The organism is Kandleria vitulina DSM 20405, from assembly GCF_000702065.1.
GTDB classification, from domain to species: domain Bacteria; phylum Bacillota_I; class Bacilli_A; order Erysipelotrichales; family Coprobacillaceae; genus Kandleria; species Kandleria vitulina.
This window is the reverse complement of the sequence record NZ_JNKN01000015.1, coordinates 1-17,122: the sequence shown is the minus strand read 5'-3', so window position 1 is coordinate 17,122 and position 17,122 is coordinate 1. Positions and strand designations below refer to the sequence as shown.

17 protein-coding genes are annotated in these 17,122 nt (G+C 35.5%); 1 reads left to right on the top strand and 16 read right to left on the bottom strand.

The genetic code is table 11. The features are described 5' to 3' along the window. Nucleotides 1–50 precede the first annotated feature (50 nt). From T513_RS0105095 to pyrF, 10 genes are all read right to left on the bottom strand, one after another. Nucleotides 51–1,178 carry a CDP-glycerol glycerophosphotransferase family protein gene (locus tag T513_RS0105095; RefSeq protein WP_031589249.1) on the bottom strand — a complete coding sequence of 376 codons (1,128 nt, stop codon included), beginning with the start codon at nucleotides 1,176–1,178 and terminating at the stop codon, nucleotides 51–53. Beyond that, nucleotides 1,175–2,287, bottom strand: a complete 1,113-nt coding sequence (locus T513_RS0105090) for a CDP-glycerol glycerophosphotransferase family protein (RefSeq protein WP_051550763.1) — start codon at nucleotides 2,285–2,287, stop codon at nucleotides 1,175–1,177. Before T513_RS0105090 ends, T513_RS0105095 begins: the two co-directional genes overlap by 4 nt. Before the next feature lie 85 nt (nucleotides 2,288–2,372). After that, nucleotides 2,373–3,389: a zinc-binding dehydrogenase gene (locus tag T513_RS0105085; RefSeq protein ID WP_029070542.1), complete on the bottom strand. Its 1,017-nt coding sequence runs from the start codon at nucleotides 3,387–3,389 to the stop codon at nucleotides 2,373–2,375. Next, nucleotides 3,390–4,100 (bottom strand): IspD/TarI family cytidylyltransferase, encoded by a 711-nt coding sequence (locus T513_RS0105080; protein WP_029073224.1) that lies wholly within the window; start codon nucleotides 4,098–4,100, stop codon nucleotides 3,390–3,392. Nucleotides 4,101–4,157: 57 nt separating this feature from the next. Continuing rightward, the gene (locus T513_RS0105075; RefSeq protein WP_031589247.1) at nucleotides 4,158–5,147 is read right to left on the bottom strand and encodes a glycerophosphodiester phosphodiesterase; all 990 of its coding nucleotides are present in this window, start codon (nucleotides 5,145–5,147) and stop codon (nucleotides 4,158–4,160) included. 49 nt (nucleotides 5,148–5,196) lie between these two features. Further along, a complete protein-coding gene (locus tag T513_RS0105070) occupies nucleotides 5,197–6,819 on the bottom strand; it encodes a CDP-glycerol glycerophosphotransferase family protein (protein ID WP_031589245.1) in 1,623 nt (540 codons plus the stop codon). 12 nt (nucleotides 6,820–6,831) lie between these two features. Continuing rightward, a complete protein-coding gene (locus tag T513_RS0105065) occupies nucleotides 6,832–7,653 on the bottom strand; it encodes an ABC transporter ATP-binding protein (protein ID WP_029070539.1) in 822 nt (273 codons plus the stop codon). A 10-nt stretch (nucleotides 7,654–7,663) separates the two neighbouring features. Next, nucleotides 7,664–8,467, bottom strand: a complete 804-nt coding sequence (locus T513_RS0105060; RefSeq protein WP_029070538.1) for an ABC transporter permease — start codon at nucleotides 8,465–8,467, stop codon at nucleotides 7,664–7,666. 42 nt (nucleotides 8,468–8,509) lie between these two features. After that, nucleotides 8,510–9,148, bottom strand: a complete 639-nt coding sequence (gene pyrE / locus T513_RS0105055) for an orotate phosphoribosyltransferase (RefSeq protein WP_029073226.1) — start codon at nucleotides 9,146–9,148, stop codon at nucleotides 8,510–8,512. A 1-nt stretch (nucleotide 9,149) separates the two neighbouring features. After that, entirely contained in the window at nucleotides 9,150–9,863 is a 714-nt protein-coding gene (pyrF, locus tag T513_RS0105050) for an orotidine-5'-phosphate decarboxylase (protein ID WP_031589243.1), read from the bottom strand. Between the two features lie 199 nt (nucleotides 9,864–10,062). On the opposite strand from pyrF, the gene T513_RS0105045 reads away from it, so the two are divergent. Beyond that, nucleotides 10,063–11,694 (top strand): putative polysaccharide biosynthesis protein, encoded by a 1,632-nt coding sequence (locus T513_RS0105045; RefSeq protein WP_031589242.1) that lies wholly within the window; start codon nucleotides 10,063–10,065, stop codon nucleotides 11,692–11,694. Between the two features lie 435 nt (nucleotides 11,695–12,129). Here the strand turns inward: T513_RS0105045 and T513_RS12165 are convergent, their stop codons facing one another. The 6 genes from T513_RS12165 to proS all read right to left on the bottom strand — a co-directional run bounded on the left by T513_RS12165 (nucleotide 12,130) and on the right by proS (nucleotide 17,014). Beyond that, nucleotides 12,130–12,300, bottom strand: coding sequence for a hypothetical protein (locus T513_RS12165; RefSeq protein WP_155266072.1), 171 nt, complete (start codon nucleotides 12,298–12,300; stop codon nucleotides 12,130–12,132). Between the two features lie 105 nt (nucleotides 12,301–12,405). Further along, nucleotides 12,406–14,019: a hydroxylamine reductase gene (gene hcp / locus T513_RS0105035; protein ID WP_031589241.1), complete on the bottom strand. Its 1,614-nt coding sequence runs from the start codon at nucleotides 14,017–14,019 to the stop codon at nucleotides 12,406–12,408. Between the two features lie 90 nt (nucleotides 14,020–14,109). Next, nucleotides 14,110–14,334 carry an acyl carrier protein gene (locus tag T513_RS0105030; protein WP_029070531.1) on the bottom strand — a complete coding sequence of 75 codons (225 nt, stop codon included), beginning with the start codon at nucleotides 14,332–14,334 and terminating at the stop codon, nucleotides 14,110–14,112. Nucleotides 14,335–14,380: 46 nt separating this feature from the next. Beyond that, a complete protein-coding gene (locus tag T513_RS0105025; protein ID WP_029070530.1) occupies nucleotides 14,381–14,716 on the bottom strand; it encodes a hypothetical protein in 336 nt (111 codons plus the stop codon). 46 nt (nucleotides 14,717–14,762) lie between these two features. Beyond that, nucleotides 14,763–15,497 carry a tyrosine-protein phosphatase gene (locus tag T513_RS0105020; protein ID WP_029070529.1) on the bottom strand — a complete coding sequence of 245 codons (735 nt, stop codon included), beginning with the start codon at nucleotides 15,495–15,497 and terminating at the stop codon, nucleotides 14,763–14,765. A gap of 77 nt (nucleotides 15,498–15,574) precedes the next feature. Further along, nucleotides 15,575–17,014, bottom strand: coding sequence for a proline--tRNA ligase (gene proS, locus T513_RS0105015; protein WP_029070528.1), 1,440 nt, complete (start codon nucleotides 17,012–17,014; stop codon nucleotides 15,575–15,577). Between the last annotated feature and the right edge of the window lie 108 nt (nucleotides 17,015–17,122).

Below are 17,122 nucleotides of genomic sequence, written 5' to 3'. Positions count from 1 at the left end.
AATATGATACCATGCCTTCCCTTTAAGTTCAAATAAGAAAAAGCAGAGACCTAGTCTCTGCTTAACTGCTTTAATAAGAAAGAAGTAAAATCTCTCGTATAGCTTTCCTTGCAAGGTGCTACCATTTCTTTTCGAAAAGCCTCTACCCTCTTTAGATCACATGTATTCATCTCAATCGCATTCATCAATGACTCACTTGTTTCACATAAAGGACCAGGCATATCTGTCTTGTAGTCAAGATAGAAAGAACGATTTCGCATATATGTATCATAATCAAAATCATAAAAATAGATAGGCTTATTCATCATACAGGCTTCAAATAATGCTGCTGAATAATCTGTGACAATAATATCAGCTCTATGGAAGAATTCCTGTGTGCTGAACTTATGATCTACTATGATACGCTGATCATCAAATGTACGTTCAATAAGGGGATGAAGCTTTAAAACAAGATGATATTTAGAATGATCAATTTCATTGATCAATGATAAAATAGCGTCTCTTAAATGATCATCACTTTTTCTAAATGTCGGTGCATATACAATAACTTTCTTGTCATGATCTTGTAATTGAGGATAAGCCTCTTCAATTCTCTCGATAACACCTTCTCCTTCTTTTATAAGAAGATCAGTACGAGGAAGTGGCAAGACAACCATCTTTTCTTTTTCTACATTGAAAGCTTCCGCAAAAAAAGGCAATGCCGTGTGACTTGAAGTTAATACGTAGCTATAATGATAATGCATCTTCATCAGCTGTGCTATGCGACTAGAAGAGCCTTCCTTTTGATCAAGAATGGAATACGCAAACTTCTTAAAAGCGCCTAATGCATGCCACATCTGAATAACCACCAGGGACTGTCTTTGTTTAAGAATACTGATAGGAATACAGTATGTATCAAGCAGTACTGCTTCACTTGTGGCAATATGATACATCTGTACAAAAACATGAAACGCATATTTTATTTTCCCCATCATATGATTGGGGATTCGTTTAGCAAGAATCACATGCTTATACTCTGGCGCTTGTTTTTTTATATCTTCTTTTACAAGTTCAAAGTCAATCGGTGTCTTATTGCTTTGTCTTGATATATAAGTGATTTTCTTTTGTACTGGAAGCAGCTTCATAAAAAAGAAGATACCATTTAATATTGCGATTGCTAATTTTATGATTATGCTCATATATCAATCCTCATTAATGTTTCTACAAAGCGTTTAGATGAATATCCATCACACGCGTTAATAAAATAGTCTACAAATTCTTTTTTCTTTTCTTCATTCACTGCTCCATATAAGATCGCATCTATCATTTCTTCTTGTGTAAATGCGACAGGACCATAGGTATACTTTTCAAACGGATAGAAGAAATCTCTATCTGCAATATAGTTCTCTAGATCATAAATAAAGAATATTGTCTTAATTGGCAGCAATGCGGCTTCAAAGATGACTGATGAATAATCAGTAATAAGAATATCTGTAATCATCAATAGATCATTAATATCTCTTTGACTTGATAAGTCAATATAGAAAGATGGATCAAGATCTTCAGGTACACCCTGTGAAATAAATGGATGCATCTTAACAATACAGGCATATTCATCACCTAATGCCATCTGCAGTTTTTTAAAGTTGATCTTCGAATAATCATAGTAGGCATTATGAATATTGCCACCTCTAAATGTAGGAGCAAACAGAATGACCTTCTTCCCCTTTAGCCAAGGGTATTCTCGATAAAGAGAAAAGCGAATGCTTGCTTTTTTTCTTTCATTAAAGAAAATATCAGTTCTAGGAATACCGATAGGATGTACATCTTTTTCATTCATCCGAAATGCTTTCGCATAATCTTTAACAATGGATGCACTTGAAACGATCGTATCATCATAGTTTCTATGTGTCATTGAAAAACGATCATGATTGCGTGATCTTGCAAAACCAATTGTCTTGAATGCCCCCAAGGCATGCCATACCTGAATAAGGTGTGTTCCCTTTCTAAGGGGAATAGGATAAATAATTGGTGTAAAGTCATCAACTAGAATATAATGAGACATCGCAAATGTCTTTGCGAGTTCTTTACGTTCTCCTATATGATCTCCCAAGGCTGTCTTTACGAGATAATCAGCTTTTATTTCATTATAGATAAACTCGAAGTTACCTGTTAATTCATTTCTTGTCTGAGAAAGAAAAAGCACTTGATTATTAATAATATTATATTTCCATCTATAGAAGATGTAATAGACAATAAGATCCAATTGTCTAGCGATCTGTAAGATCATTTTTATAAAGCTGGCCATAATCTATTCCTTTTCTTAAATATATCTCATTTTATAACAAACATATGAAAAACGCAATAAAACCAGTCCGTTATAGGACTGGTTATTAGATTTCCCATTTCATGACTGTTTTGAAGTCATTGTATGTATCATCTTCAAATGCTCTAATCATATCATCAATAGTGTTAACAACAACCATCTCTGAAACAATTGTAGAAAGATATTCTCTGACATCTTTATTATTAGCCATCATATCTACTGATTTCTTGAAATCATCATAGTTAGAACGAGAGTTTCCTAAAAGCTGTAAACCTTTTTCCAATACCATTCTTGTATTGATTGGCACAGGATTCTCAGATACACCCATAAGGTTGATTGTTCCCTGTGGTTTAATATAATCAATAATCTGAGAAATAGCAGCTTCCGAACCTCTTCCACCTACACATTCAAAAGCGTGATCTAACTGAAGATCTTCTGGAATATCATTGATGATGAATGTATCATCCGCAAATGAGAAATATCTGTTCTTGTGTTCTTCAACACCGAACACATAGATCTTTGCATCTGGAAATTCTTTTCTTAAGATCAATGCTGTTACGAAACCGACATTTCCATTTCCCCAGATTCCAATAGCATCCTTACGATCATGAGCATGTTTCTTGAATGTACTAACCGCATTCATACCAACGCTCATTAATTCAAGAAGCACACCTACTTCTGGTTCATAATCAAATGGAATAACGAGATCTCTTCTCATAGAAACAACATTTTGCATAAAGCCATCAAAACCTGATGCTCTAAACTGAGACGATCTTAAATAGTTTTCTTTGATAATATCATCTTTTTCATTTGGTGTGTTAGGAATCATGACAACATGAGTTCCTACAGGAAGTTCACCTTTTGGATCATAGACAACTTCACCAACTGCTTCATGAATAAGTGCCATTGGAAGCTTCTGCTTCATGACAACTCTTCCTCTTGATCCCGTATAATATCTCTGATCAGCAGCACAGATAGAAAGATATGTTGGTCTGATAATAATTCTTTCTTCATCTAGCTTAAGATCAACGAAATCAGCACGAATTGATTTAGGTGCAATTAATCTATAGACAGTATTGATCATTTAGATTTTCTGCCCTTCTACCAGACCATTAGCAACCTTAAGATCGTACTGAGTTGTAATCTTCATATTATAGCTTTCGCCTCTTACAAGATGTACATCATGTCCCTTAATGACAAGTGCTTTACATGCATCAGTAAGAATTTCTTTTTCATCATCAGTCAAGTTTTCAAAGAATTCTTTTAAAAGCTTAATATTAAAAGACTGAGGTGTCTGCCCCTGGAACATTTCACTTCTTACTGGAATATCAGTAATAATCTTTCCATCTACTGAATGTACAATTGTATCAAATGCTTCTACAACAGTATCAGTTGCACCATGTTTAATAGCACCTTCAATATTGTCATCAATGATTCTCTGAGTTAAGAATGGTCTTACTGCATCATGTGTCAAGATGACATCATCATCATTTAAGCCATATGTTTCTTCAATAAACTTAATACCATTCATGATAGTATCATTTCTTGTAGCACCACCTGCTACAATCTGAATTCTTGATAAATCTTTAATATATTTCTTTAAAGTATCTCTAGTATGTGCAATCCAGACTTCAGGAGTACAGATAATAATTTCATCAATTCTTGTGTTCATTAAGAACTGTTCTACAGTATGAACAAAGATTGGTTTTCCTCCTAACATCAAGAATTGTTTAGGCATAGCAGTATTACCCATTCTTGTACCTTTACCGCCTGCCAAAATTTCCGCATAGATCATTTTATATAACCTCCGTTTGATAAGCGTATAATATCACACTTAACATTAAATATCTACCTATTTGACTGCTTCATCCATAATCACAACATCGCTTGTCATAGATGTAATTGGCCAATCAAGAAAGTCTTTTGCTTCCTTTTTATCATTGATAATCCATACATCAGTCTTTAATCCAGCATCATGTACCTGCTTAACAAAATCTTTTTTGCAGGCATTCTTTTTAACTGAATAATTCCACTGATGTGCTTTTAATAGTTCAATATCATCAAGTGGATCTTCCACAATGATCCATAGTTCATGATTCTTATTGATCTTCTCATAAGCAAACAGGTTATCCATATTAGCAGAAGTAATTCTTACATGATCACTAAAGCCATGTGCATCTACTTTATCTCTAATCTGAATCAGTAGTTCTTCATGATCTTTAAGTTGAGGATCCTTAAGCTCAATCATTGGATAAGAAGATGTTGTTTCCATAAAATCAAGATATTCATCTAGAGTTGGAACACTGACATCAGGATAATCTTCTAGATGATTACCAGCTGTAAACTTTACCTTCTTGACTTCTTCTAAAGTTAAATCATTGACTGGTCTTTCTTCTTCAGTCAGTCTTTTCATTGATTTGACATCATGGAAAAGAACCAGCTGATGATCTTTTGTGATTGCGATATCAGTTTCAATAAAGTCTACATGATGCTTTGCAGCAAGCTTAAAGGAAGGCATCGTATTTTCAACTGCTAATCCTCTTAAGCCACGATGTCCTGTCACCTGCTTTATACCAGAAGGTACATTGGCGACATGGAGAGGCAATCTTGCTAATTTGCCACAGGCAAATGCGAGAATTTCACCATATCCTTCTTTTAATCCTGTTACATTTCCTTCCTGATCAACTGAAAGAATATCACTCATATCACTTTTATAATGAATGTCTGCTTCCATCTCACCTTCAGGTCCCCTGATCAAGGGCTTGATATTAATAGTTTCTCCTACCCCTAAAGATTTAATCTTAATATTCTTGAAGGTAGGATGAGGAAATACTTTCTTCATATATTTTGCCTCCTTGACAAAGAAAGTGGATATAATATATCCACTCTTTTTACTTATTCTTTAAAATCAATTGATCGATAATACGATCAGTTGATTTTCCATCTGTATAACTGAAGTTCTTCTTTACAAAAGGTGCCACCTTTTCATATTCAAAATCACGTGCTTCTAATGAAGCGATAAGATCTTCTGACGTTCTGACAATCTTGCCAGGCACCATTTTAGCATATGGTTCATAGAACCCACGATCTGCTTCGTATTTCATACGATCAAATGCATAGAAGAGCATTGGCTTATTAAAGAGTGAGAACTCATAGATAACTGATGAATAGTCAGTAATCAATAAATCAGTTACAAAGAGCATGTTATTGATTTCTCTATAAGAAGATGCATCAATGATGCGATCTTTGTATTTTTCTGGAATAGGAAGTGGTTCTCTTACAAATGGATGCATCTTAATAAGCATGACGCTATTATGTTTTTCTAAATATTCACCAAAGCCATCAAAGTCAATCATATCCATTGGGAAATAGGCATAACGCGCATTGATTCCTCTAAATGTTGGTGCATACATAATAACCTCATCAGCATTCTCAATTTGTGGGAATGCTGCTTTAACCTTAGGAATAATCTCTTTCTTGTATTCTTCATCAAAGAAGATATCAGTACGAGGTACTCCTAAAGATACAATCTTTGATTCATCGATACCAAATGCTTCAGCATAATGTGCTGCAGCCAATGGTGAAGATACAGTCATTGCGGTATAGCACTTATGAACATTAGTATCAAATGCTGGTGCTCCTGGTTTTCCCATACGTTCAAGACCAACTGTCTTGAATGCACCACAGGCATGCCATAATTGAATGATTTCTACCCCATCAGCATATTCTACATGATAGAGTTCAGGCTGATAATCATCACAGATGATGATATTAGCCATAGCAAGCTTTCTTGTAAAAGAGAACTTATTCAATAATCCTCTTCGATCTTTGATATTAGCCTTATAAGAAAAATCAATCTTAAACTGCTGATCTACTCCTCTTTCCTTCATGCGATTGTAGACATACAATTGATTGCCGCCAATCTCACTTCTTGAAGAAGATGTAAATAACAATCTGTTGCCATTTGGCTTATTGAACTTCTTAAAAAAGTTAAAAGTTTTAACAAAGCCCCACACAGAAAGATTATGCATATGCTTTTTATAAGCTTTCTTTCTTTTTTGCATAAAAGTCAAAGGTTGACTAGGAACAGCATATTCTATCTTTAAGAAGTAAGACTGATTATCTTCATCAATCTTGCTTTCAGCATAGTAATAATTCTTTTGACTCTTATCAAAATAAGCATTGTACTTATTGGAAATGTTAAACATTCTTTCTTTCATTCCCTTAATCAATTCTTCAACAGGATAGCATTCATGGTTCTTATTATTTTTATCAATACCAATGAGATACCAATCTCCAGATTCAATCGGATGCTCATGATTTAAAGACATCAGATTAAATGAGAGATGAAAAGCTGCCCCTTCCCATTTGACTGAATGAAGATCCAATACCGTATTAGTAATAGAATCTTTTAATACAAGCTTCTTTAAAGGAATCAAAGATTCACCATCAATTCTTACAACAATACGATTGATTGATAAATCTTTGATAATAATATTTTGTGTACTTCTCATAAATCCTCCAGGTTACCTTGTCTTCAAGGCAGCAAAGAGCTTATCAAAAAACGACTGCTTAGAGTTTTTGATGATACGTTTCGCAAACTTGCGATCACGCTCTTTCTTTTTATCTTTACCAGATAGATTATTATAATAATCCACATATTGTGCATAGCGATCACACACTTCATCGATATCACCATATTCTCTTAGCATTCCGCCTTCAATCCACATGGCAGTATCACAGAAGTCTCGCACTTGCTTTAAGTTATGTGAAATAAAGATGATTGTCTTACCTTCATCACGTAATTCTTTCATCTTATTGATACATTTCTGAGCAAAGCCTTTATCACCGACACTCAATGCTTCATCGACAATCATGATTTCAGGATCTAGACATAAGTTAATAGAGAACCCTAATCGGGATTTCATACCACTTGAATATGTCTTAACTGGCTGATAAAGGAAATCTCCGATTTCCGCAAACTCAATAACCCCTGCCTTGATCTTTTCTATCTTGCTTCTAGTAAGACCAAGCAAAGCACCCTTAAGTTCGATATTTTCCATACCAGTCAACTGCTGATTTAAACCAGTGTTAATCGCAATCAGCGCCTGAGAACCATTGACCTTGATTTCCCCTTCATCAGGATCACAGATTCCTGCAAGAATAATGGAAATCGTTGATTTCCCAGACCCGTTTGTTCCTAGAACACCAACAACTTCCCCTTTCTGAACAGAAAAGTTCAAATCCTTTAACGCATAGAATTTCTGACCCTGTTCCCCTTTTTGTTTTCCTCTTAATTCATAGATCTTAGAAGCATGTCTTGCTTCTATTGCAATATTAGAATCCATAACATACCTCCTAAATAAAGTCTACGAATTTCGCCTTGAATTTATACATCATTGTACTACCAAAAACAAATAATACAATGGTAATAATCCAAAACGTTGTCATTGAATATTTATAATACATAAATCCTTTATGATAGAAGAAACAATCACGATATCCTTCTACAATATAATAAACAGGATTTGTCAACATGATTCTTTGAAGAATCGCAGGCAATCTCTTAATATCCCATAAGATTGGTGTCATATACAATAACAATCTCATCAACGCAAGAATAAGCTTACGTACATCTCTAGCAAGCATATTCAATACTGAAGTGGTCATAGATAAAGAGATTGTAAAAACAATCGCACAAAAACAATAGTAAGCTAATCCAAACCAATGCAATGATGGATAATAGCCTCCTAATGCAAGTAGAATTGTTAATATGATCATCAGACAGAAATGATCAAACAGCTTAGAGAAAATAACTGTTGCCGGCAAGACACTTACCGGGAATTTCATTTTTGTGATGATATTGATTCTCTTAAAGATCGCATTACATCCATCAGTGATACAAGGCGAAATAAAGAACCAGCAGACCATTCCACCTAGCATCCACCAGATGTAGGTAATGCCATCAACGGCCTTACGGTCGAATACAAGTCCAAATACAAACCAGTAAGTTAAACACTGAATAACCGGATTTGCAAAGTTCCAAAACAGTCCTAGCTTAGAATCTCTCATATCTGCAAGAACCTGGTATTTCGCTATTGAATAGATACGAAAGACATTTGAGAAGTTCTCTTTTAGAACATATTTAACAGCTTCGATCATACAGTACCTCCTTTAAATCGTATACAAGGACCTCAGAACGACTTATTTTTCCATCCAAGATTCATCCTGAGGATCTTGTTTCCAAGCTTTTAATTTTTCTAAAGCCGCTTCTTCAATATAATGATTTTCCATCGCTACAGGCAATAATGCATCATAAGATGAAAGTGTTACATACTTACAATTCATTTCTTCAAAGTTCTTTGTAGCAGCTGGTAAACCATAAGTAAAGATTGCAACTAAACCAAGTACTTCACATCCAGCATCTCTTAAAGCCTGAACAACTTCTAATGAAGATCCACCAGTAGAAATTAAATCTTCTACTACAACAACCTTCATCCCCTTCTTAACTACACCTTCAATCTTATTCTGACGACCGTGAGTCTTGTTAGAGCCTCTTACATACCCCATAGGTAACCCTAAAATATCAGCAGTTAATGCGGCATGTGCAATACCAGCTGTTGAAGTCCCTTCAAGACATTCTACATCTGGGAAGTTTGTTCTGATAAGTTCAGCTAACCCTTCTTCTACATCTTTTCTAACTTCTGGATAAGATAAAGTTAATCTATTATCACAATAGATAGGTGACTTAATACCTGATGCCCAAGTAAAAGGCTGATCTGGCTTTAAAAACACCGCCTTGATATCTAATAAATCCTTTGCAATTTTCTTAGCTGTTTCCATATTACTCTTCCCCCTGAAACTGTCTTACAACTTCTTTATATGCTGCAACTGGATCAGTTGCTGCAGTAATTGATCGTCCTACAACGATGTAGCTTGATGTTAATTCTCTAGCCATTGCTGGTGTCGTAACACGCTTTTGATCATTAACGCTATCAGTAGCTAAGCGGATACCTGGTGTTACTGTCAAGAATGATGTACCAAGCTTTTCATGAATTGGCTTTGATTCCAATGGTGAGCAAACTACACCATCAAGACCAGCCGCTTTGGCATTGCTTGCCCAATGGACAACAACATCTTCTAATGAATCATGAATCAATAACTCCTGATCAAGAACATCCTGATCTAAAGATGTCAAGCAAGTAACCGCAATACATAACGGTCTCTTTTCCCCAGTCTTGCCTTCCTCTAAACCAGAAATAGCTTCTTCCATCATCTTCTTGCTGCCAGAAGCATGTACATTGACAATATCCACATCCAATCTTGCCAACTGTTTCATCGCCTGATGAACAGTATGTGGGATATCATGCAATTTAAGATCCAAGAAGATCTTATGTCCCTTTTCTTTTATCATCCTAATAATATCAGGACCTTCTCCATAAAAAAGTTCCATCCCTACTTTGACATAGAGAGTCTCTTCTTTAAATTGATCTAAAAACATCGAAACATGTTCTTTGTCCTTAAAATCTAAAGCAATAATGACTTTATTGTTTTTCATATATTCCTCCACATATTCATTTGTACCATTATAGCATACTTCATACCGTTTTCGTACACAACTTCACAAAACAAAGAAAACCCTTCTATATAAGTTAATATTTTGTTTTTTTATTGTATAATTTTCTTATTCTGATTTGCATTCATCCTCAATTTGGTGTACATTCGAGATGATATGACAATTAAATAGGAGTGAAAAAATGAATAAATCAAAGACTGTCGTTAAACAAGCCGGAATCCTGGCTTTAGCAGGTATCGTTGTCCGTATTATCGGGGTTCTTTATCGAAGCCCACTGACACGTATGATTGGCGATTTAGGAAATGGCTACTATTCCACAGCCTATAATGTCTATGCCATGATTCTTCTGCTTTCTTCTTACAGTATTCCGACCGCAATCTCTAAGCTGATCAGCGAAAAGATTGCTCTTGAAGAATATGGCAATGCACGCAAGATCTTTAAATGTGCATTGATCTATATTTCAATCATTGGTTCTGTGGTCGCAACCATCACATTCATCGCTGCACCTTTCGCCCTTAGCGCAAAAGGCGCTGCAATGACATTGCAGGTACTTTGTCCAACTATCTTCTTCTCCGGATTAGTCGGTGTCATGAGAGGATACTTCCAGGCACATAATACAACAAAGTACACTTCAATCTCACAGATTGTTGAACAGCTTCTTAACGCCATTGTTTCTGTTGGTGCAGCCTACCTCTTTATTAAAGGATTAGGAGCCAACAGCTCACATGTCGCAAAAGCAAGCCTTGGCTCTGCCGGAAGTGCCCTTGGTACTGGAGCCGGCGTTCTTATTGCCTTGATTTATCTTGTCTACAAGTATTTCAATGATCACGGTGATTTTGAAGAATCAAAGAATGTCAATGAAAACGAGAGAATCGCAACTACAAAAGAAATTTTCAAGTCAATTTTGACAATTGTGACACCAATCATTATTGCAACTTGTGTCTATAACCTTGTTACAATTATCGATATGTCACTTTACTACATGATCATGAACTTCAGAGGCTTAGGACATGACGCCGCTACTTCTCTATATGGGGTCTATGCTGGTAAATACACTGTCCTTATGAATGTCCCTGTTGCCCTTGCATCCGCAATGTCAACAGCATCCATTCCTGCCATCTCTTCAAGTTACGCCTTAGATAATTTGAAAGATGTACGTGCCAATATTGAAAACAGCATCTCTGTTGCCATGCTTGTCATTATTCCATGTGCAGTAGGACTTGCCGTATTATCTTATCCAATCATGGGTGTGCTCTTCCCTCAGAAGGCCACACTTTCACTTGCAGCTACAACACTGACAATTGGATCATGTGCTACAATCTTCTATGGGCTATCAACTATTTCCAATGGTATTCTTCAGGCTATCAGCCATCCTAACATTCCATTGAAGAATGCTGCCGTTGCCTTAGTAACACATTTAATTATTCTTGCTGCATTGCTTTTATTGATTCCTAGCGCAAACTTACATGAATTCTCATTATATTCGCTAGCTATCGGTTCTGCACTTTATGCATTGCAGATGTGCATTACCAACCAGCGTGCACTTGTTAAGCTTGTGCATTTCAAGTATAAGTGGAAACGCATCTTCATCTTACCGCTTATTGCTGCAGTCATCATGGGCGTAGTCGCATATGGAAGCTATACTGTGCTATTTATGTTTACACATCGTGTACTTATTCCATTGGTAGTAGCAATTGGACTTGCCATAATTGTTTATTTTGTAGTGATTCTTTATCTTTATAAAGATCATCCCGATACAATCTACAATATTCCTTATATGGATAAAATCGCAAATCGATTCTATAAAAAATAGTTCCTGGAATTCCAGGAACTTTTTTATGGCTTGAATTTATAATCTAAGTGCAACAAAAAAAGTAACTCATAGAAAATCCGTTTTATAATGTGCTTGGGAATACAAATCATAAAGGAGGATTATTCTATGAGCCACCATAAACATCTTACACTAATTGAACGTGAATGTATAGCTCAAAAGGTCTTACTGTTACTGAAATAGCCGAAAAAGAATTCGAAATTTGACCACTGTTTAGCTCTACTGCCATCAAGAATGTCAAATTGCCAAAGCGAATGTGAGGGAACACTTGTTTCTGCCTTAGCACTCTCACTGTCCATGCCAATCATCTTCAAATGTTTTCGTAGTTATCAAACTCATGACTTTTATTAGCTGAATGATACACAACTCGATCTTGTCGTGAAATGGCAATGTCTTGCATAGAAGTTCATCGATTGATCATTTTCCAATATGTATCTTGCTTTTTTCTGTCTCTAAGCTCCAGTACGGTTCGTATTCATCATGCCCACACATAAGATCAAAATGTTCCTTCTCAAATTTCATAAGTGTTTGTGTTTTAAGAATGCTTACCACTTCGCTGTTTTCAATTGATTTGTTCATGTTTTTCATTTTTCAATCCTTCTTGCTTACTTATTCTACCACTCTACCTTTTTAAAGCGTTTTCGCACGGTGGGTCAAAAAAGAAAAAATGCACTCTTTTAAAAGAGTACATTTTTACATCATCACTTTGATATCTACATCTACATTGCTGATGGATTGAATATTGAATGAGTTGACCAGTACATCAAGAACATTTGGTGAAATAAAAGCTGGCAATGTTGGTCCTAGATGAATATTCTTTACGCCAAGTGATAAAAGTGCCAATAAAACAATGACAGCCTTTTGTTCATACCAGGCGATATTATAAACGATTGAGAGATCATTGATATCTTCAAGATTAAAGATTTCCTTAAGTTTTAAGGCGATAAGTACCAACGAGTAAGAATCATTACACTGTCCTGCATCCAAGACGCGAGGAATACCGTTGATATCTCCTAATGGAAGCTTATTGTATTTATATTTTGCACATCCTGCAGTAAGTATCATGCAATCATGAGGCAAGGCTTTCGCAAATTCAGTATAGTATGATCGACTGGCATGACGACCATCGCATCCAGCCATGACGACAAATTTTCTGATGGCACCTGACTTGACAGCTTCAACGACTTGATCCGTAAGCTTGAAGATCTGTTCATGCGCAAAGCCACCTACGATGCTGCCACTTTCTAATGGTGTAGGTGCAGGACATGATTTTGCCTGATTGATGATTTCACTGAAATCTTTCTTTTCATCAATATGACGACATCCAGGATAGCCTGCTGCTCCAGTTGTCCATAATCTATTCTTATAGCTATCTTTAGGTGGAACAATACAGTTTGTGGTCATAAGAATAGGACCATTGAATGCTTCAAACTCTTCCTTCTGCTTCCACCATGCATTGCCGTAATTGCCAATGAAATGAGGATACTTCTTGAAGAATGGGTAATAGTGACCTGCCAGCATTTCTGAATGCGTATAGACATCCACCCCACTATCTTTGCTTTGTTCTAGCAATAATTCAAGATCCTTTAGATCATGTCCAGAAATAAGAATTCCTGGTCTTGTTCCTGCCTCTATGGAAACATTGCTTACCTGAGGATGACCATAGGCCTCAGTATTGGCTCTATCAAGCATCGCCATTCCCTTGATGCCATATTCACCAGTCTTTAATGTAAGTGCAATAAGATCATCAACATTTAACTGATCATCCAAGGTAGCTGCCAATCCTTCCTGAATAAATGCATCAATACTTTCATCTTCTCTTAAAAGTACATTCGCATGTTTTGTATAGGCAGAAAGTCCTTTTAGACCATAGGTAATAAGTTCACGTAAAGAACGGATATCTTCATCTTCACATGAAAGCACCCCTACCTGTAATGCATATGAGATAAAGTCTTTTCTTTCACCATCCCATAAAGCTGCTTGAACAACGTCCCCTTTCACTTTCTTTAAAAGAAGCTTCTTTACTTCAAGGGTCTTCTCTATTCTTTCAATAATGGCTTCTTCATTAAAATTCGCATTGGTAATTGTTGTAAAAAGATTCGTAGTGACAAGATGATTGATTTCCTGATCAATAGCTGTTCCTTCTTTTCTAAGCTGCATACAGACAGCTGACAAAGCTTTTGTGACATAAATCAAAAGATCCTGCATCGCTGATAATGAAGGTGACTTGCCGCATACTCCAAATTGTGTACATCCTTTACAATTCAATGTTTCCTGACATTGGAAACAAAACATTTTATTTTCCATACTTTTCCTCCTTCATGATTATTATGAAGGAAGCAACACATAAAATAAGTTGTCTCAAGAACAAAAAAACGCTTGTGCAATGCACAGGCGTTATTTTGTCTTTTCATCAATTAAATTTAATAAATCTTTAACTGTCTTAATGCTTAATAATTCTTCATCTTCAAATTCAGTACCGATTTCTTCTTCTAATGCGAATACTAAATCTACTAAGTCTAAAGAATCGATTCCTAAGTCTCTAAAAGAAGAATCTAATGTCAATTCTTTCCCATTAAGTTTATCACTTAAGGCTTCTTTGATTTTATCAAAATAATCCATTATTATTTCACCTCACAAAATAATTATACAAGAAAAAAATGAAAACTCAATCATAATACCTTTTCATGTAATTTAAAAAATGATCTTCTGCCAATCTTCTCTTTCGATAATAGGTACTTTGCGAGGTATAATAATGAACACGATGATAATAATCATCTTCAAGAATACGATAATCTTCCTGATACTCAGATTTAAAAGAATCAATATAGGAAACATATTTCTTTAAATACGCTTCCTTATCCATAAGTCTATTCAAGTAATAGCTTCCTGGACTAACTTCACTGTGCTTCTGTGAAGGATAATAGTTACGTCCATATATTTCTTCAAGACACCTCTTTGATTGAAGATAGCGATCAAAGTAAAGCATTGTTTCTACTTGCATAAAAAGAACCTCCTATCCTTGTATTCACAAATAGGAGGTTCTTTTCTTAAATAATAAAGCTATCTTTAATATCATTGATTTCATCTTCAGTAAGACCAATATCCAATAAGTAGCTATAGGCACTGCCATAATGTTCACGAAGGAAATCTATCATGATCATCATGTAACGTGGAGATGAATTTAAATAAGCTCTTGTCGCTTCATCCATGTTTTCTTCAAGCTGTTCAATAATTTCCATATTGTTGGAGTAAGACTCACTGTAATCTTTGACGATATCGTAGTCATGACATCCTGCTAAATCCAACAATAAGGCAGAGATGATACCTGTTCTATCTTTTCCTGCTGAGCAGTGGAATAGAACACAATCATAAAGATGATTAAGGAAGACATCAAATACCTCTTTGATCTGTTGCTTATGTGCTTCTAATGCATAAATATAGACACCGCCAAGATCTTTGTATTCCTTGACTTCTTCTGGTACTACCTTGACGACTTCAGTATCTAGAAGATTGATTTCAATGTTTTCAAAGCGGTCATCTTCACTAAAGCGAGAAGCCATTGCTTTTTTCTCAAAATCACTTCGTAAGTCGATGGTTACACGTACTCCATAATCATAGAGTTTATCTAAATCATGATCACTACATTCATAAGGACCTGATGCACGAACAAAGTGATGAGCCTTTGTATAATGACCATCCTGTGTTTCATAGCCACCTAAATCTCTTGTATTGGGCATATGATCTAATGAAATATAACGTTCTTCTCTTGTCATGTATAACATACTTTTACCTCTTTCTATAAAATTGTAACACATTCTTTTAAAAAATGTAGAAAAAAGAACTTAGAATAATCTAAGTTCTAATAAGCTCTTGCATAGTAGATGATATGTTTAGCTTTCTTGCCACAGCAAGGACAAACAGCATCTTCTTTAGCTTCATCAGGACGGTAGCATCTGCTTGTTGCCTGATATTCATCTTTCACTTTCATTTCACAATCTAGATCGCCACACCAGTATGTTTCAATATAGCCACCTTTATTGTCAAGAATATCTCCAAATTCATTGAAGTCTTCTGAATGTGTGATATGTGCTTGAAGATGTTCTTCTGCTTTCTTATACATTTCATCATGAATTGTATTCATCAGATTGATAACATAATCACCTAAATGTTCATCAAGTGCCACTGTTTCTTTCTTGCCATCATTACGTTTAGCAACAATGCACTGACCATTTTCGATATCTCTTGGACCCACTTCAATACGTACTGGAATACCACGCATTTCAGCTTCAGAGAATTTCCATCCTGGTGATTTATCAGAATCATCAACTTTAACTCTGATTCCCTGTTTCTTAAGCTGTTCAGCCATTTCATAAGCTTTATCCAATACACCTTCTTTTTTCTGCATGATTGGTACAATAACAACCTGAGTAGGTGCGACTCTTGGAGGTAACACTAAACCATTGTCATCACCATGTACCATGATGATTGCACCTAATAGACGTGTAGATACACCCCATGAAGTCTGATGAACAAATTTCTGTTTATTATCCTTATCTAAGAACTGAATACCGAATGCTTCCGCAAATCCCTGTCCAAAATAGTGAGAAGTACCAGACTGAAGAACTTTTCCATCATGCATCAATGCTTCAATTGTATAAGTTTCTTCAGCACCTGCAAATTTTTCTTTGTCTGTCTTTCTCCCTGTCAACATTGGAATCGCAAGAACATCCTTAGCTGTTTCAAGATAGATATCTCTCATCTGTAAAGTTTCTTTTCTTGCTTCTTCTTCAGTGGCATGAACTGTATGACCTTCCTGCCATAAGAATTCAGATCCTCTTAAAAATGGTCTTGTGGTTTTTTCCCAACGTACAACAGAGCACCACTGATTATATTTCTTTGGAAGATCACGATATGATTTTACGATTTTAGCATAATGTTCACTAAATAATGTTTCAGAAGTTGGTCTAATAATAAGATTTTCTTCTAATTCATTCACACCACCTCTAGTGACAACAGCACATTCAGGTGCGAACCCTTCTACGTGATCCTTTTCTTTCTGTAATAATGATTCAGGGATGACTAAAGGCATATAGACATTCTCATGTCCTGTCTCCTTAAATCTTTTGTCCATATAATTCTGAATCTGTTCCCACATCGCATAACCATATGGTCTATAGATGATAAAGCCCTTTACACTTGAATAATCCATTAGCTCAGCTTTACGACATACATCTGTATACCACTGGGCGAAGTTTTCATCTCTTGATGTAATGGCATCGTTTTTAATATTTTTTGCCATGTTTATTCCCCTTTCGTATTCTTTGATATTATATAAGAAAAATATTGAAAGGAAAAGAGTAAAATCAAGAATACATAAGGTTTTTCTTTAATAATGGACATAAAGCGA